General features: G+C 39.2%; 16 protein-coding genes and 1 pseudogene. 9 read left to right on the forward strand and 8 right to left on the reverse strand.

Annotated features, from left to right (window positions below):
* The first annotated feature begins 13 nt into the window (after window positions 1–13).
* From gyrA to RHABOEDO_RS05800, 4 genes and pseudogenes are all read left to right on the forward strand, one after another.
* Window positions 14–2,455, forward strand: coding sequence for a DNA topoisomerase (ATP-hydrolyzing) subunit A (gene gyrA / locus RHABOEDO_RS05785; protein WP_215216739.1), 2,442 nt, complete (start codon window positions 14–16; stop codon window positions 2,453–2,455).
* A 13-nt stretch (window positions 2,456–2,468) separates the two neighbouring features.
* Window positions 2,469–3,104: a dTMP kinase gene (gene tmk / locus RHABOEDO_RS05790; protein WP_215216740.1), complete on the forward strand. Its 636-nt coding sequence runs from the start codon at window positions 2,469–2,471 to the stop codon at window positions 3,102–3,104.
* Entirely contained in the window at window positions 3,079–4,023 is a 945-nt protein-coding gene (locus RHABOEDO_RS05795; RefSeq protein ID WP_215216741.1) for a DNA polymerase III subunit, read from the forward strand. Before tmk ends, RHABOEDO_RS05795 begins: the two co-directional genes overlap by 26 nt.
* Window positions 4,024–4,188: 165 nt before the next feature.
* Window positions 4,189–4,323, forward strand: a pseudogene (locus RHABOEDO_RS05800) (IS30 family transposase); the annotation flags it as partial.
* Window positions 4,324–4,774: 451 nt separating this feature from the next.
* Here RHABOEDO_RS05800 and RHABOEDO_RS05805 read toward each other — a convergent pair.
* The 5 genes from RHABOEDO_RS05805 to xseA form a co-directional block, all read right to left on the reverse strand.
* Complete coding sequence (locus tag RHABOEDO_RS05805) at window positions 4,775–5,518, reverse strand: SDR family NAD(P)-dependent oxidoreductase (RefSeq protein WP_215216743.1); 744 nt, start codon at window positions 5,516–5,518, stop codon at window positions 4,775–4,777.
* Window positions 5,519–5,725: 207 nt separating this feature from the next.
* Window positions 5,726–6,565, reverse strand: a complete 840-nt coding sequence (locus RHABOEDO_RS05810) for an NAD(+)/NADH kinase (RefSeq protein ID WP_215216744.1) — start codon at window positions 6,563–6,565, stop codon at window positions 5,726–5,728.
* On the reverse strand, window positions 6,537–8,465 hold the full coding sequence (locus RHABOEDO_RS05815) for a 1-deoxy-D-xylulose-5-phosphate synthase (RefSeq protein WP_215216745.1): 1,929 nt from the start codon (window positions 8,463–8,465) through the stop codon (window positions 6,537–6,539). The genes RHABOEDO_RS05810 and RHABOEDO_RS05815 overlap by 29 nt, the downstream gene beginning before the upstream one ends.
* Window positions 8,462–8,725: an exodeoxyribonuclease VII small subunit gene (gene xseB, locus RHABOEDO_RS05820; RefSeq protein ID WP_215216746.1), complete on the reverse strand. Its 264-nt coding sequence runs from the start codon at window positions 8,723–8,725 to the stop codon at window positions 8,462–8,464. Before xseB ends, RHABOEDO_RS05815 begins: the two co-directional genes overlap by 4 nt.
* Window positions 8,722–10,155: an exodeoxyribonuclease VII large subunit gene (xseA, locus tag RHABOEDO_RS05825; protein WP_245397485.1), complete on the reverse strand. Its 1,434-nt coding sequence runs from the start codon at window positions 10,153–10,155 to the stop codon at window positions 8,722–8,724. Before xseA ends, xseB begins: the two co-directional genes overlap by 4 nt.
* A 317-nt stretch (window positions 10,156–10,472) precedes the next feature.
* On the opposite strand from xseA, the gene RHABOEDO_RS05830 reads away from it, so the two are divergent.
* Together RHABOEDO_RS05830 and RHABOEDO_RS05835 are read left to right on the forward strand one after the other, a co-directional pair.
* Window positions 10,473–10,913, forward strand: coding sequence for an IS110 family transposase (locus RHABOEDO_RS05830; protein ID WP_220017429.1), 441 nt, complete (start codon window positions 10,473–10,475; stop codon window positions 10,911–10,913).
* Window positions 10,906–11,469 (forward strand): transposase, encoded by a 564-nt coding sequence (locus RHABOEDO_RS05835; protein ID WP_220017430.1) that lies wholly within the window; start codon window positions 10,906–10,908, stop codon window positions 11,467–11,469. Before RHABOEDO_RS05830 ends, RHABOEDO_RS05835 begins: the two co-directional genes overlap by 8 nt.
* Before the next feature lie 528 nt (window positions 11,470–11,997).
* Here the strand turns inward: RHABOEDO_RS05835 and RHABOEDO_RS05840 are convergent.
* Window positions 11,998–13,044, reverse strand: a complete 1,047-nt coding sequence (locus RHABOEDO_RS05840; RefSeq protein WP_215217525.1) for a Fic family protein — start codon at window positions 13,042–13,044, stop codon at window positions 11,998–12,000.
* A gap of 158 nt (window positions 13,045–13,202) precedes the next feature.
* Entirely contained in the window at window positions 13,203–13,778 is a 576-nt protein-coding gene (locus RHABOEDO_RS05845) for a TetR/AcrR family transcriptional regulator (protein WP_215217524.1), read from the reverse strand.
* A gap of 173 nt (window positions 13,779–13,951) precedes the next feature.
* On the opposite strand from RHABOEDO_RS05845, the gene RHABOEDO_RS05850 reads away from it, so the two are divergent.
* The 3 genes from RHABOEDO_RS05850 (at window position 13,952) to RHABOEDO_RS05860 (ending at window position 15,576) form a co-directional block, all read left to right on the forward strand.
* The gene (locus RHABOEDO_RS05850; protein ID WP_245397486.1) at window positions 13,952–14,692 is read left to right on the forward strand and encodes an ATP-binding cassette domain-containing protein; all 741 of its coding nucleotides are present in this window, start codon (window positions 13,952–13,954) and stop codon (window positions 14,690–14,692) included.
* Between the two features lie 108 nt (window positions 14,693–14,800).
* The gene (locus RHABOEDO_RS11470) at window positions 14,801–14,977 is read left to right on the forward strand and encodes a MerR family DNA-binding transcriptional regulator (protein ID WP_215217523.1); all 177 of its coding nucleotides are present in this window, start codon (window positions 14,801–14,803) and stop codon (window positions 14,975–14,977) included.
* A gap of 164 nt (window positions 14,978–15,141) precedes the next feature.
* Window positions 15,142–15,576 (forward strand): TipAS antibiotic-recognition domain-containing protein, encoded by a 435-nt coding sequence (locus RHABOEDO_RS05860; protein ID WP_215217522.1) that lies wholly within the window; start codon window positions 15,142–15,144, stop codon window positions 15,574–15,576.
* Window positions 15,577–15,645: 69 nt separating this feature from the next.
* Here the strand turns inward: RHABOEDO_RS05860 and RHABOEDO_RS05865 are convergent, their stop codons facing one another.
* Window positions 15,646–16,314: a class I SAM-dependent DNA methyltransferase gene (locus tag RHABOEDO_RS05865; protein ID WP_215217521.1), complete on the reverse strand. Its 669-nt coding sequence runs from the start codon at window positions 16,312–16,314 to the stop codon at window positions 15,646–15,648.
* Between the last annotated feature and the right edge of the window lie 87 nt (window positions 16,315–16,401).

Genomic DNA, 16,401 nt, shown 5'->3' on the forward strand with positions numbered 1-16,401 from the left:
GAGTTAACCATCCATGTCCTATACTAAAGATGAAATTGTTACTTCCCGTAATATTGAAGAAGAGGTAAAAGAGAGCTATATTCGCTATTCGATGTCGGTGATTATTGCTAGGGCTCTTCCCGATGTGCGCGATGGGCTAAAGCCCTCTCAAAGGCGTATTTTGTACGCAATGAGGCAGTTATCTTTAAGCCCTACTTCTAAACATCGTAAATGTGCTAAAATTGCAGGAGATACCTCTGGGGATTACCATCCTCATGGAGAAGGGGTAATCTATCCTACTCTTGTTCGCATGGCACAGAGCTGGTCTATGCGCTATCGTTTAATCGATGGGCAAGGAAACTTTGGTTCAGTAGATGGTGATCCTCCAGCCGCTATGCGTTATACAGAAGCGCGTCTTACCCATGCTTCCACAGCTTTAATGGAAGATTTGGATAAAGATACGGTCGACCTAATCCCTAACTACGATGAAACTAGAGTAGAGCCGACTGTATTTCCCGCTAAGTTTCCTAATTTATTAGCAAATGGATCTTCTGGGATCGCTGTAGGAATGGCTACCAATATTCCACCGCATAATTTAGCTGAATTAATTACAGCGACTTTATTGGTTATTGATGAACCGCAAACGACAATTGAAGAAATTATGACGGTAATGCCTGCGCCGGATTTTCCAACTGGTGGAATCATTTGTGGCTACCGAGGCATTAAAGAAGCTTACCATACAGGTCGCGGGAAAATTACTCTGCGAGGAGTTATTCACATTGAAGATGGTGAATCTGATAAGCAAAAACTTGTTATCGATGAGATTCCTTATAACATAAATAAGTCAGACCTAATTTTAAAAATAGCTGACCTTGTAAACGCTAAGACCATTACTGGGATTAGCGATTTACGCGATGAGTCGGATAAAGATGGGATGCGGATTGTTTTAGAACTCAAACGTGGCGAGATCCCTGACGTTACGATTAATCAGTTGTATAAGTTTACCGACCTGCAGGTAACTTTTGGCTGTAACATGTTAGCTCTTGATAAGGGCTTGCCAAGAACGATGAATATCAAGCAGTTTATTGCCGCTTGGGTTGAGCATAGAATTGATGTTGTTCGCCGCCGTACCAGATTTGAACTTGCAAAAGCACAAGCTCGTGCCCATGTCTTAGAAGGTTACTTGAAAGCTCTAGATAATTTGGATGCAATAGTTAAGCTTATTCGTTCCTCTGATAACAAAGAAGCTGCTAAGCGACAATTAATGGCTGATTATGAATTGAGCGAAAGACAAGCATCTGCTGTTTTAGAGCTGCGTTTATACCAATTAACTGGGTTAGAAAGAGAGAAGATTGAATCTGAATACAACCAATTACTGGATAAAATTTCTCATTTTCTAGCTGTATTAGCTAATGAAACACTGGTACGAGGAATTATTAAACAAGAGCTTTCGGAGCTTAAAAAGCATCATAATTCCGATCGAAAAACAAAAATCATTGCAGCAGAAGGGGAGTTTAATATTGAAGATCTCATCCCTGATTTGCCAGTGATTATTACGATTTCAGAAGATGACTATATCAAACGTATGCCCATAGATACTTTCCGTGAGCAACGCCGTGGAGGTCAAGGTGTGATTGGCATGGAGATGAAAAAAGAAAATGATGTTTTAAAAGATGTTTATGTTGCCTCTACACACGATTACCTATTGATTTTTACCAACTTTGGCAGATGCTATTGGCTAAAGGTATGGGAAATTCCAGAAGCAGGAAGAAGGTCTAAAGGAAAGCCCTTAGTCAATCTTTTAGAAGACATACGCCCTTCTGAAAAAATTGCTACCGTCTTAAAAGTAAAGAAATTTGAAGAAGATCATTATATCTTTTTAGCAACAAAGCAAGGGGTTGTAAAGAAAACAGAGCTTACAGCTTTTAGCTCTCCTCGCCGTAAAGGGATCTATGCAATCAATATTGATGAGGGAGATGAAGTAATTGCAGCTCGCCTAACGAAAGAAGGAGAGCAGATCATGCTATTTACAAAAAATGGAATGGCTGTTCGTTTTGATCAAACACAGGTACGCGCAATGGGTCGTGTAGCACGAGGGGTTAGAGGGGCTCTTTTACGTAATAAAGAAGACGTCGTTGTTTCTTGTGAGGCTGTTTCTGGTGATCAAAACCTGCTCGTTGTTTGCTCCAAAGGTTTTGGAAAGCGCTCAAAAGTCAATGATTTTAGGCAAACCAACCGCGGAGGTGTGGGAGTGCGCTCTATTATTACAAGTGATCGTAACGGTCCTGTAATTGGAGCTGTATCTGTTACCGATCAAGATAGTGTGGTTATGATGTCAAATACAGGTCAAACCTTGCGCATTAATATGCAAGATGTGCGAGTGATGGGACGCTCTACTCAAGGGGTTCGCTTGGTTAATTTGCACGCACAAGATCACTTAGTGGCTATCCAAAAAATTGAACGTATTGAAGAATGAGGTTTCAAAATAGATGCAACATCAAGGGCATCTAATTACTTTTGAAGGAGGAGAGGGTGTAGGTAAAACAACTCTTATCGATGCTCTCTACCAATACTTGCAAAACAGTAGGCAAGATGTAATTAAGACCCGTGCTCCAGGTGGTACTGAAATTGGGCGGTTGATTCGGGAAATTTTATTGAATCAACACCAAGATAAAATGTCTTATCTATGCGAGTTATTTCTCTTTTTGGCAGACCGTTCTCAACACGTAGATGAATTGATTCTTCCTGCTTTAAAACAGAGGAAAATTGTTCTATGCGATCGTTTTAATGATTCTACCATCGCCTATCAAGCAGCTGGTAGGCATCAAGAAGAAAGACAGATCGGAGATCTTTGTGCATTTGCTTCATTGCATGTACCTATTCAGTTAACCTTTTATTTGGATTTAGACCCAGGACTAGCTCTAAAGCGCGTGGATCGGATGAAAGATAGAGATCGCATTGAAGCAGAAAATATCGCATTTCACAAAAAAATTAGACAGGCATTTCATGCCCTAATAGAAAAAGATCCCAAACGATTCGTGATATTAGACGCTTCGTTAGATCCAAGTGAAGTATTTGAAATAGCAAAACGGCACCTTGATGAATTCCTCCAAACTTATCGGTAATCAAGCAGCAGCGCAGATCATTATGCGTATGCTATCCAATCATACCCTTCCGCACACACTTTTGTTTCACGGACAAAATGGAGTGGGTAAAAGCATTCTAGCAAAAGAAGTAGCGGAAGGATTAATGGGAAGTTCCCATATCGAAAAAATTCGAAAGCAAATCCATCCCGATCTTACTCTATTACATCCTGAAGGGAAAAGTGGTGTTTATTCGATGGAACAAATGCGCTCTTTGCTGCAAATGGTTTCACTTTCTCCTTTTGAAGCAAAAGTCAAGGTCTTTATTCTTCAAGAAGTCGATAAGCTCTCTACTATTTGTAGTAATGCTCTTTTAAAAACTTTAGAAGAGGCGAGTTCTGATACCTATTTTATTTTATTGACCGACCAGATAGAAAAACTGCTTGAAACGGTTACCTCTCGTTGTTATAAAGTGCGATTTTTTCCTATTCCCTCTGATTTAATCGCCTCCTTTCTACAAGAACATACGACTCTCGCAAAAGAAGAAGTTAGAAACATAGCAGATAGGTCTCAAGGCTCTTTAGCCAGAGCTCAATGGTTGTCAGAGGTAAAATCAGAAAAGTTGCAGAGGTTTTTAACCGAGCTCTTTAGCTTAAACCTGCCCCAAGACTATAGTCCATTTATCCAGCTCATGGCAGGTACAGATGCTTTGCTAGAAGACACAAATGCAGAAACAATTCTAGAAGAGATCTTAGAGTGGTATAGAGATCTGCATGCATTTAAGTACCAAGCGCCTGGATTTTACCATAGCAATCATATGCAGCTATTAGCCAAAAAAGCTAAAGAACCGCTACCTTCTCTGGAGAGAATATTAGAAGTATTTATCCAAGCTCAAACAGCACTGCAGCGCAATATTAAGCTACCCGTTGTCATAGAGGATATGTTATTGCAATTAGCTTAAACATTTTTAGTAGTCCTAAACATGTAATGCTCGCATTGGAAGCCTTGAGTTTTTTGAATCTTTTTTCGCAGAATGTGTCTTCTACCCATCTGCAGGCTCGATAACATGCGCTTTCTCTCAGAGCGTAACTATAACCTGTGTGAAAATACGAAAGATTTTGTACGCACATTAACAGCAGACAACGAAAAAGAATTTGCCTATCACCAAATGGTTAATTTCGAGCTAGAGACAGACTTCTACTTTGCAACGCCCTACCATTCTTGGGAAAGAGGCTTAAATGAGCATACAAACGGACTAGTTATACTAGTTTGATTTCAAATTAAGAATTGCATAACTAGGTTTTTTTGAAAAAACTGCTCTATCTTGCAAGGAGATGTTATCTTTTGTATAAAAATGTTTATATATTAAAACTCTTAATTTGAATGCAAACGAGTATAGGCAATATTTTCCTAAAACACAAAGCTTTTTAGATACGACTTCCAAGGATATGAAAAGGGTGGAAACTTATACTAAATAACAGACCTAGAAAGGCTCTCAACTTCGAAACTCCACTAGAAGTGTTTAGGAGGTTATCTACAAACATGCTATGCTCGGGTGCATAATAGATGTTTTTTCAAGTATTTATATGTTCTTTTTTGTGCACTTCGAGGTTGAAAGGGCCATTGTTTAAGAGATATAGCTGAAAATGCTTTTGTTAAGATAGGAATCTATAAATGAAAGCTTTAAAATAAGGGGTTATGCAAGAAATCTATTACACTTGCCCTAGTAGTTTCATCGTATATTTTGCTGGCAAGGCTCTTAGGAGACGAGTTGCGATTTTGTAAAAGAAAAATGGTTCACAGCTTGATTTATTACTTAAAGCAAAATTAACCATGCATTTGCCCATTTTTTCTGCTGTCCAAGTAAAGGGAAGCTTTCTTGGGGTTTTTAGTCCTGCTGTATCTACAGGTCCCGGGTATACTACAGAAAATCGCAAGTTGGTCCCGTAATAAGTTAGAGATAAGCTTTCAAAAGCTTTGGCAATAGCTGCCTTTGAAGCACTATATGCGCTTCCTGCTAAAGGTGCAAAAATAGCATTTATAGAACTTGTGGCGATGAATTTTGTACCACCATTTTCCCGAGAAGGCTTTTCCCAAAATTCTACCCAAGCTAAAACACCGAAATAGTTGACCTGCATAATATTTTCATGGATTTTGAGATTAAACCCATTAGGATTCTCGATAACAGCTTCTCCTGCTATGCCAGCATTCAAAAAAAACAAGGATGGGTAAAGTTTTCTTTCGAGAATTTGTTTTGAAGTTTCTCCAATATTTTCTTTCCTGGACACGTCGCAAATTATTGGAATAAAGGAGCTTGATAGCTCATTTTGAATTTCTATGAGCTTATCTTCCGAACGTGCTACACCAATGACTGTCCAACCTCGATTTACAAGTTCTCTAGAGATGGCTTTTCCTATGCCAGAAGAGGCACCGGTAACTAAAGCGATATTATCCATTATTTTTTTATTCTCTTTGTTTTCGGGTTTGGGATATCGAATAAGCTCTCGATTGACTGCTAATGCAGCTTTGAATTGAGAAGATCGTATCTTTTTTTATCTCTCAATTATCAAGCAAAATCTTCATGCGTTATATAAAAACAAACAAGCATAAATTATACAATAAGGTACTTTTTTATGCATCTATCATTTTGCTTGACGGGATAACTAGCGGAGCTTGCCTGACCATCCAAGCTTGGTACGCAATGTAGAAAAGTAATCTCGCCGTGGAAGACTTACCAGCTTGAAGTTTTTTTTGCTTCTTGTGATCTCAAAGATTTCTGATTTTTTTAATTCATAGTAATTGAGTCCATCTGCATGTATTTCAATAGGATCATAATTGCTTAAATATTCAATTTGGATCTTTTGATTGGCAGGAAGGACAATTGGGCAATTTGAAATGGTATGTGGGCAGATAGGAGTTAAAACCAAGGCTTCTAGATCAGGGCTGATGATAGGACCGCCTGCTGATAGAGAATAAGCTGTAGAGCCGTTTGGAGTAGCTATAATGATTCCATCGGCTTCAAAAGTATTTAAGTACACTCCATCTATATGGATAGCGATTTTTACTAAACAGCGGTTGCTTCCTCGGTGTACAACAATATCATTTACGGCAAAGCATCCCTTGTGACTTGTCGATTTTCCTTCAATGACCACTCTCTTATGTAATTGGAAACAGCCCTTAATCAAGTCTTGCAGGCTAGGATAGAGATCTGAAATCGGTACATCTGCCATAAATCCCAAATGCCCTAAATTAATCCCTAAGATCGGAATATCAAGGTGTGCATATTTATGAACTAGCTTTAAGATGCTGCCATCGCCACCCATGGAAATCATAAATGAGATAGTTGTTAGATCTATCTCTGACAAAGGAATAGCGCCGATAACCTGCGCTTTTTCATCTTCTGCAACCACAGTGATATTCTGACTGTTCAAGAACTCTCTAATATCGATTGCTAGATCTTTTGAGAGCTGCTTATTAATATTTGGAAAAAGAGCGATAATCATACGAAGGAGGGTTTAATTGTTCAGAAAAAGAGAAGAATTCTTTTTTAATTTGTTCTGCAATCGCTTTAGGGGATAGATTTAAGCTTTGCATCAAATCTTGATAGCTGCCTTGCTCGATAAATGCTTCAGGTATTCCTAGATTGAGCACCTGTAATTGATAGAATTTATTGCGTACAATAAATTGATTAAAGATAGAAGCAAATCCTCCATTTATACTGTGTTCTTCTAAGGTAACAATATAAGTGTGTTTAGTTAAAATAGAGTATAAGAGATCTTGGTCAAGTGGCTTTAAAAAAATAGGATCAACTATAGTTGCATCAATTCCATAAGGCAAAAGGATCTCTCTCACCTTTATAGCAGTATAACACATATGTCCCACTGCAATAATCGCTAATTTGCTACCAGTAACTACTATTTCGCCAATTCCAAGAGAACGGGTCTTTAAAGCAGCATCTGTTTCTTCTGTTGCCATATTTGGATAACGTATAGCTGTTGGTAGACCCCAAGAAAAAGCACTTTCGAGCAGCTCTTTTAATAGCTGAGCATTACGAGGTTGGCAAATCACCATGTTAGGCATAACATTGAGAAAAGAGATATCGTAGATACCGTGGTGCGTTGACCCATCTGGCCCTGAAATACCAGCTCTATCAATAGCAAATACAACAGGAAGCTCTTGGAGACAAACATCGTGAAACAAATTATCAAAAGCTCTTTGCAAAAAAGTAGCGTAGATTGAACAAACGACTTTCATTTTTTTGCCATAAGCGATCCCTCCGCAAAAAGTAACAGCATGTCCTTCCGCAATACCTACATCTAGACATCTTTCAGGGAAGGCTTTCATAAACTCTTGTAAACAAGAGCCAGCTAGCATAGCAGGGGTTACTGCAATTAAACTTGGGTCGTTTTTAGCCATTTCAAGGATATGTTTTCCAAATACTTGAGGAAAACTTACTTGAGAAGATGTCGTTAAAAATTTCTCAGTCTGTTTATCAAAGGGTTTACAGCCATGCCAAGAAACAGGATTTAAAGTAGCGGTTTGCATACCTTGACCTTTTACTGTTAATATATGCAATAAAACAGGGTGTGGATTATTTTTAAGCGCTTCAAAAACCAAGATGAGTTTACTAATATCATGTCCATTGATGGGGCCTACATAATCAAGATGAAACTGTTCAAAAAAAGGAGCTGTGCTAAAGAGGTTTTTTAAGGACTCTTTAAGTTTGTGCCCTTGTTTGGCAAGTTGGATGCCTAAGCCAGGAAATTTAGATAGCAAAGACTCTAACTCATTATAGATCTTATTAGAGCGAGGATGGTTGAAAAACCTACTTAGAATATACTTCATTGCTCCTACGTTCTCTGAGATCGACATTTCATTATCATTTAAGACCACGATGAAATCCCTTAAATCTCTAGGTATATTATTAAGGGCTTCTAATGTAAGACCGCAGGTAAGAGTAGCATCGCCTATTATAGGAAGAACGTGCTCTTTACGCTTATTTATATCGCGATTTTTTGCAACACCTAAACCAAGAGATAAAGCAGTGCCAGCGTGACCTGCGTAAAAGTGATCGTGTTTAGATTCTTTAGGATTGCAAAAACCGCACAACCCTTTAAATTTACGAATCTGATCAAACCTATGATAGCGGCCTGTTAAAAGCTTGTGGGGATAGGATTGATGGCTTACATCAAAAACAAATTTATCGCCAGGGGAATCAAATACATGATGTAGAGCAATTATAAGCTCAACAATTCCTAAATTAGACGCTAAATGTCCTCCGTTAACAGCCATTACATCAATGATCTTTTGCCTGATTTCGGTAGCTAATAACTTAAGAGAGTCTAAAGAAAAATATTTAATTTGCTCTGGGGAAGAAATCTGACTTAACAAGGGATAGCTCATGAGAGATGCTCGCTAGCGTGCAAAAAAGGGGCTGTTTCTGGTTTTCCCTCTTGATCTATTACTAAACCACCTTCTCGGTTTTTCATTAATGTTTCCACTTCTTGCTCTGCTTTTTTTAATTTTTCATTACAAGAGCTGATTAAGCCATCAGCTTCCTTATAAAGAGCTAAGGACTCTTCTAGGGAAACTTTTTTAGAATTCATCTGTTCTAAAATTTCTTCTAAACGCAAATAGGAACTTTCAAATGAAGCATCTTTCATAGAGATTTAATGTTATGTATAGTTAAGCCTAATTGTCCATCTTGTAGCATTAGGCGGACTTGTTGATTAGGGATTACTTCCTTGGTAGAGATAATAACCGAATCGTTTTTTTCATGAAAGAGAATGCCATATCCTTTTGTTAATAAGTATTTAGGGTCAGCAGCTTTTAATAGAGCAATTATTTTGGTAAGAGAGGATTTTTTTTCGTAAATTAATTGATTCTGTCTTAAATCTATTTTTTTATACCAAGCTAAAGAAGATAATTTATTTTTATATTCATAGAATTTATGTAAAATAGTTTGTTGAAGCAGAGTTTCAATAGCTTCTATTTTTTGTTTCATCTCCTGTAACTGGTGACTAGGTCTTAAGTGATGCAGCTTGGATGTCAATAAAGAAAGCTGCCAGCCTTTTTTTTGGATGATTTGAGTAAAGCAGCGATTCACATCTATTGCGTAGCTATCTACACGCTGAAAATGAGGCTCCAACAAAGCATGAGGGTTTTTGATAAAAGGATGATTTGAAACAAAATGCACTTTCTCTGCACAGCTCCTAAGATGGCTAGTTATTGCATTCTTTAGTTGGGCATAAGATCTATTAAGATAGGTAATCTGTTGAGCTCTCTCAACCGTTACGAGTTCTGCCGCAGCAGATGGGGTAGGCGCTCTTTGATCTGCTACAAAATCAGCAATACAGGTATCGGTTTCATGACCTACTGCAGAAATGATAGGAATCTTAGAATAGTAAATAGCGCAAGCTACGATTTCTTCATTGAATGCCCATAGATCCTCTAAACTACCACCACCTCTCCCTACAATCAGAACATCTGCTAGCTGATATTTATTAAAGTCTTCAATAGCTTGCGCAATCTCTTTTGCAGCCGTCTCTCCTTGCACCGTAACAGGATTTAATAGGATAGACAAACCAGGAGCTCTTCTTTTGAGTATTTGTAAAATATCTTGGATAACAGCCCCTGTTGCAGAAGTAATAACTCCGATTCTCTTAGGGTATTTGGGTAGAGGTTTTTTCTTTTCTTTCTCAAAAAAACCCATCTGCTCTAACTTGGTTTTCAGTTGGTGCCATTTTACCAAAAGCTCTCCCACTCCCATATAGCTTAAACTACGAGCGATAATCTGATAATTACCCCTAGGAGGGTAAACGTTCAGCTCTCCTTGAATGATTACCTGATCCCCATTTTGAGGAGAACGAGTTAAAGCTTTAGCGTTAGAGCGGAATAAAACACAAGAGATCTGTGCTTCTGAATCCTTCAAGGTAAAATACAAATGCCCAGATGATTGAGCTTTGAAATTGCTAATCTCTCCCTTAATGCACACAGAGAAAAACTTTAATTCCAAAGTGTGTTTAATAGCCAAGGTGAGTGTAGAAACGGTAAAGATCTCTTCCATAGCCTGAAGAATACAATAATGGATCAATTCTACAAAGAGTCTTAGAGCCTGTTTAAAATCTTTTCAGCTAAGGTATAATGATAGTTTTCATAAAACCTTTGGAGGTAATTATGACCCGCTCTTATCCAAGCGATATCTCTCGTAAGCAATTTAACAAAATCCATCTATAGCTAGCTTAATGGGATTTAAGTCAACGACTTGAAACTTGTCGTTTATACATGCCATAATTGCACACAAAGAAGGGGTTGCTCCTTAAACGGAGTAGGTTAAACTCTCCAATATAAACGAGATTTTTTCAAATCTCAAAACCGCTCATTAAAGAGCAAAAAAATGAGGAGCAACCCATGAAGCATTATATTGGATTAGATGTATCAATGAAAAGAACTTTTATCTGTGTATTAAATGAACAAGGTAAGATTGTCCATGAAGGTTCAGAAAAAACAGATCCTGATTTAATAGCAGATGATTTTTCCAAAAGAGATTTTCAAGAAATCGTTGTTGGCTTTGAAAGTGGATGTTTATCTCATTACCTAGTCACAGGATTTAGAAAAAGAGCTATAGATCCCCTATGTATGGATGCAAGGAAGCTGAGTACGATTCTTGCTTTGAAAATAAATAAGACAGACAAAAATGATGCACGAGGAATCGCAGAAGCCCTTCGATCAGGTATGTATACACGAGTACACTGTAAGCCCCAAGATTCAGTAGAAAAAAGCATTTTGTTAGTTTCCAGAAGAGCGCTAATTAAACAGCAAACGCAGAAATACTGTAAGGGGCTTGCTTAAAAGTTACGGAATACGATTGGGATCTGTGGGATCCAAAAGATTTTCGTCTGTGGTTGTAAAGCAGATAGAAAAACAGGAAAAAAGTATTGTTCTGAGCATAACCTATCTATTAAATACCTTTGATAAGGTAGTTGAGGAAGTAGAAAAACTGGATAAAGAAGTACAACGGCTTATGACAATCCCTGGCGTAGGACCTGTAACAGCATTAACCTATAAAACAGAAATTTTTGATCCCACTCGTTTTAACGATTCTAAATCAGTAGGAGCCTATCTTGGTATGACGCCTAAACAGTATGCCTCCGGAGAGGTGCAAAGACAGGGAAGAATTTCAAAATGTGGATCCAGTGAACTTAGATCTCTATTAGTTGAAGCCGGAATAGTAATGCTGACACGAAGTAAGAAATGGAGCAAGCTAAAAGCTTGGGGATTAAAAATCATGAGAAAAAAAGGAATGAAGAAAGCCGCCTTAGCAGTAGGTAGAAAGTTATCCGTAATTATGCACAAGATGCTGATTGAACAAAAAGAATTTATTTATGGTGAGCCAAAGGCAGCTTAAAAACGTATTTTTTTAGAAATAAAAACATTAGGAAAAGTGACTAAAATTTTTTGCAGGAGAAAACCGAAGAAATAGGTAAAGACGACAAATGAGTTGACTCTTAGAAGCCGTAATATACATTGTCTTGCCCATTTCATTTCGGATAGCATAATGGAGCGAAGAATCTAAAATAGTTTTCTTCAAAAAGACTCCGCAGAGAACCCTGGACTTATCTCCCGCATTAAACTTTGCTGTCCTAAGATCTTAAAAAACGCCTTTTATTTTGCAAGCAAAATATCGGCTCGGAGAGCTTATGAAGAATTAAGAGAATTTATATTCCCCTTGTGTGCAATTAGAGAACTTATTTGGATGCTGTAATTGGATATCGTCTAATATCTGTCTTACATTCAGTGCCTTTGGTTCTAAAACACAAGTATTCAATCCTTTCACATCAATCCCCTTTTCTCTAACGTAACTAATACACAATTTCTTTGTGACACGGAAGACTCGTTTTCGTCGTAAAAATATGTCGTAAAATGTCGCAAAAAATCATCTGAGTCGGTTCAGCCTATAGCGAGCTGCTTTTTTTATTCCATCTTGCGTGATGATGCCCTTTTCTATGAGATCGGCAAGATCTCTTTGCAAAGACCGTCTGTTTATTCCCGGGCAAAGCGCTTCGTATTCTTGAATATTAAAATCCTTCTCGCTTGCCATCAGGTTCTCCAAGGCCTGTTTCTGCCTTTCGGAAAGTTTATGCTCAAGCACAAGAACATCCAATTTCATAGCTTGGGATCCTTTGAATTGGATTTCATGCATTTGGGTTTCCAAAGCCTTGCAGAAATATTCAAGCCAGCTCGTCATATCCATGCCGTTATTTCTGACGGATTGGAGCGCTTGGTAAAAATCCTGTCTATTTCGGTCGTAGTATTCGCTGATGGTGAAAAGTTTCTTAAAGTCATACCCGGAGCGGTAGAGGCACAAAGTGGACAGGAGCCGAGAAGTTCTGCCGTTTCCATCTACAAACGGATGGATGTGGACAAGCTGAAACTGCGCTATCCCAGCAGCAAGAACGGGAGGGATTGTACGTTCGTTTTGCAGCCAATCCGTCAGTTCGGCCATTAAAACAGAGACATCATAAGGAGCTGGGGGAGTATAGATGATTTCCTTTGTTTTTGAGTTGGCAACATAATTCTGGATGGTCCTGTATTGACCCTGCTGGGCCGTATTGCCTCTCACACCTTCTACTAATCGGCTATGGATTTCTCGAATCAAGCCTTCGGTTATTGTTCCCTGGGAAAAGACATACTCGGCAACAAAATCAAAAGCTTTTTTATAGTTCAGCAATTCTTTTACATCTTCCGAATCGACCCCTTGCATTTTTTCTCCCGAAATAAGTCTTTCGGATTGGTCCAGGCTTAGATGCGTGCCTTCTATGTGGGTCGTGTGGTGGGCTTCTAAAATTAATGCCCGGGCTTGCATTTTGGATACCCAGTCTTTTGAAAGAGTAGCTGCTTCCAAAAAACCGCGCGTGCGCTCAATTGCGGTAAGCGCAGATGCTATAGGGATGGAAATTGTGAATTTAGGTTCAAAAGGCATGGTTTTACGACACTTTTTTCCTTAGTATGTCATAAAAAGCCTATATTGGCAACTTTTTTACGACATTTTACGACATTTTTTATGACAATTTTCTGAAAAATCAGTCGTAAAAAAGAAGCTAATGTTTTTGAATATCCAAATGATAGTCAATTCGATGGCTATTCTTTTTTTACTAAGGCGTTTATGAGCATTTGAGCTAGCCATTCCTCATATTCATCCGATGTCCAACTCTGTTCTATTACAAGCATGCGATACAGGTCACGCCCGGTAAAAGCCCATAAAATATCTCTGGCTTTCGTTGGGCTAAGACCGGTAGCTAGAGATTTTTCTCTGATCATTGCTTCAATCGTTATTTCTTGCCGATTATATCGACGCGTTTCTCTTTCCTTTTCAAGTTCCTTAAATTCTGGAGCTAATACAGAAGCACCTCGAAAAATATCCATTTGCAGCTTCTCTGCATCGTACATCTGACGCGCGATTTTGGCAGAGAATTGAAGGCGTACTTCTGGAGATTTTGCCTGAGTGCTGCTTTCTACGAGGGTCTCAAACTGGTCTCTGGGAAATACCTCATCCATCAACGCACGAAGTACACCACGCTTAGATTGAAAAAGTGAATAAACGGTTGGTGTTGAAACAGCCGCGGCTTGGGCTATTTTTTCAATCGTTACATATTCAAACCCTTCTGATTCAAAAAGATTTTTTGCAGCAATAAGGATCCGGCTTCTTGTTTGCATTGCCTTTGCATTTCTAGACGGGCAGCAGTAGGTTCTTTTTTTTGTATTGGACATATTGGATATAGTATACTATAATCAATATGATTGTCAAAAAAAATCACAAAGGAGAAGATTTATGGTAGACACGAAGGCTATAGCTGTAGCGTATAACTCCTCCTAAAGACCGCAATATCATGGCGTATGACAAAAGAGGGGAGAAGCATCAGAAGTCTTTGCAGCACAAGCTCGATGCAATGAAAGGGCGGCTTGAAGAAATCGAGTCAAATCTTCTCTCCCACCCAAAGCCGAAAAGCATCAAGGGCTTGAAATTTGCCGAATCGCCGTTGGCATCCTCAGTTGCAATTGAACTAGACCATGCAGGCAAGTCGTATGGGAATAAAATTTTGTTTTCCGGCTTTTGCAAGAGCATATGCAAAGGAGACAGGATTCTTGTCACAGGTCCGAATGGATGCGGAAAAACAACCCTTCTGAAGGCGATTGCCGGCCTTCTCCCGTTGGATGAAGGGAACATCCGCTCGGCTGCTGCTGCAAAAATAGCTTTCCTGGATCAGGAAGTCGGACTGCTTCCAATGGAGCAAACACCTCTTCAGTACTTTGAGAGTACGTATCAGCTCTCCGAAGAGGACTTAAGGCGCGAACTTCATAAAGCAGCTTTAGGAGGAGCCGATTTGCTGAGGCGCCCATTTTCCACGCTGAGCACAGGGCAGCGCAAGAGAATGATGCTGCTAGCGCTTGTTCTGGAAAAACCTAATGTCCTCTTACTGGACGAGCCGACGAACCATCTCGACTTCATGACCTTGGAGGCATTTGAAAAGGCTCTTCTCAATTTCGATGGAGCTGTTGTGGCTATATCGCATGACGCCACTTTTATTGAAAAAATCGCTACTCAGGAATGGAAGCTTGGAACTAGGTAAGAATATCAATTTTTTATTTTAAAAAATTCTTCGTTGACCCTCACGTTACGTTATTCCTTATTATAGGGCTATCCTTTAAAATCAAAGGGATATTGAAGGAGAACGCCGATGGTTTACACAGTTGCAAAATTAGCGAAAATTTCAGGGGTCAGCATCCGGACTCTCCACTGGTACGATGAAATAGGGCTGCTGAAGCCCGCCTACCATGGAGCCAATGGATATAGAGATACTATGAAGAAAGGGAGCTGCTGCAGCTGCAGCAAATTCTGTTCTTTAAGGAACTAGGGCTTACCCTGAAGCAGATCCTCAAAGTTATTGGCAAAAGCGATTTCGACCAAATTGCAGCTTTGCATTCCCATAGAAGGGCTTTAAGCTGCGAATGGGAGAAGGTCGGCCGGCTGCTGAAAACCATCGATAAGACAATCAAACATTTAAAAGGAAAAAAGAAAATGAAAGACAAAGAAATGTTCGATGGCTTCAACATCGGGTTAGTCAAGCTGAAGGAAGGACAGCCTTACTCTCAAGCTGAAAAAATAGTAGTCCAAAGTGTAAAAAACCCCACCAAAAACGCTGAAGACGTTGAGAAGCGGGGCAAAGCCTATTACGATAACATCGTCAAAACGGCTCATGCTCTCTTTAAAGAACTGGGTCATTGCATCGAAAAGGGATTGGATCCTGCAGATGGCGAAGTGCAAAAGATTATCAAAAAGCATCACGCCTTTGCAGAACAAACCCATTCTGCAACGCAGGAAGTGTACAAAGCGATGGCTCAATTGTATGCAGAACATCCTGAGTTCAGAAAACAGCTGGATCCCTTTCATCCAGAATTGGCTGTCTTTATGGCAGAGGCAATGAAAATATTTGCTGATCGAGAGCTATCCTAATTTTAAAGGTCCTCCTTCAAAAATGAGGGAGGATTTTATTTCTTAACGCATTCGAATAAAACGACAGAGTCAGCGCTGCAATAAGCTTTCCATTTCAGCAGGCTCATAATATCTTACCCGATAATCTTCGACTTCTGTTTTGGAAATTTCATTCGCTTCCCATAATTCATAGCGGAAAAGACCTTCGTCCACTCGTGAAATAGGATCGAAGCGCGACAGCACATGCATAACAATTTTCGAACCGTCGGGCCTGTTCACCCATCTTCCTTTCCAAATCCCTTGCGGTTCGCGAACAGACTTTAAAGTCTCGATTTCGAATACAAATTTCCCGCCGGAATTTAACCGCTCAACAACGAATGCCAAAGCCTTGTCCACCTCCTCTTGAGCGATCAGATGGCCGAATGAACCGCTCGTTATGAAAATCAAGTTATACTTCCCTGGCTGCGAGAAAGTTTCAAATGTATCTTCTGAAAGTTCGGCTGTTAATTTACAATCTGCGCATTTTTCACGGCAAACCTTAAGCATATGAGAGGAAGAATCAAAGCCTGCAACAGTATACCCTTGCTCTAAAAGCGGAATAAGAAATCTTCCTGTGCCGCACATAGGTTCAAGGATTCTTCCTTCAGCTTCTTTTGCATAATTTAAGTAGCATTTAAGAGCATCTGCCGGCGGGACTGGTTTGTCCAACTCATAGTATTCAGTGCAAAGGCTTTTATATGCGGCCGACTCTTTATTCATTTTTCTAGTCCTTTAAATCAAAAATCTAAATTATTTTGTTTTTAAGCCTTTTCCTTATATCAGATTTTTTAATTCCCTGATATTCAT

Origin of the sequence: Candidatus Rhabdochlamydia oedothoracis (genome assembly GCF_019453995.1) — a bacterium.
GTDB lineage: Bacteria > Chlamydiota > Chlamydiia > Chlamydiales > Rhabdochlamydiaceae > Rhabdochlamydia > Rhabdochlamydia oedothoracis.

What these genes read in the sequence shown, in the direction of transcription:
- RHABOEDO_RS05815 (WP_215216745.1), bottom strand. Translation starts at nt 8,465, where the DNA reads ATGAGCTATCCCTTGTTAAGTCAGATTTCTTCCCCAGAGCAAATTAAA.
- RHABOEDO_RS05810 (WP_215216744.1), bottom strand. Translation starts at nt 6,565, where the DNA reads ATGATTATCGCTCTTTTTCCAAATATTAATAAGCAGCTCTCAAAAGAT.
- RHABOEDO_RS05840 (WP_215217525.1), bottom strand. Translation starts at nt 13,044, where the DNA reads ATGCCTTTTGAACCTAAATTCACAATTTCCATCCCTATAGCATCTGCG.
- RHABOEDO_RS05830 (WP_220017429.1), top strand. Translation starts at nt 10,473, where the DNA reads ATGAAGCATTATATTGGATTAGATGTATCAATGAAAAGAACTTTTATC.
- RHABOEDO_RS11470 (WP_215217523.1), top strand. Translation starts at nt 14,801, where the DNA reads ATGGTTTACACAGTTGCAAAATTAGCGAAAATTTCAGGGGTCAGCATC.
- xseB (WP_215216746.1), bottom strand. Translation starts at nt 8,725, where the DNA reads ATGAAAGATGCTTCATTTGAAAGTTCCTATTTGCGTTTAGAAGAAATT.
- RHABOEDO_RS05845 (WP_215217524.1), bottom strand. Translation starts at nt 13,778, where the DNA reads ATGCAAACAAGAAGCCGGATCCTTATTGCTGCAAAAAATCTTTTTGAA.
- tmk (WP_215216740.1), top strand. Translation starts at nt 2,469, where the DNA reads ATGCAACATCAAGGGCATCTAATTACTTTTGAAGGAGGAGAGGGTGTA.
- gyrA (WP_215216739.1), top strand. Translation starts at nt 14, where the DNA reads ATGTCCTATACTAAAGATGAAATTGTTACTTCCCGTAATATTGAAGAA.
- RHABOEDO_RS05795 (WP_215216741.1), top strand. Translation starts at nt 3,079, where the DNA reads ATGAATTCCTCCAAACTTATCGGTAATCAAGCAGCAGCGCAGATCATT.
- RHABOEDO_RS05805 (WP_215216743.1), bottom strand. Translation starts at nt 5,518, where the DNA reads ATGGATAATATCGCTTTAGTTACCGGTGCCTCTTCTGGCATAGGAAAA.
- RHABOEDO_RS05860 (WP_215217522.1), top strand. Translation starts at nt 15,142, where the DNA reads ATGAAAGACAAAGAAATGTTCGATGGCTTCAACATCGGGTTAGTCAAG.
- RHABOEDO_RS05850 (WP_245397486.1), top strand. Translation starts at nt 13,952, where the DNA reads ATGGCGTATGACAAAAGAGGGGAGAAGCATCAGAAGTCTTTGCAGCAC.
- RHABOEDO_RS05865 (WP_215217521.1), bottom strand. Translation starts at nt 16,314, where the DNA reads ATGAATAAAGAGTCGGCCGCATATAAAAGCCTTTGCACTGAATACTAT.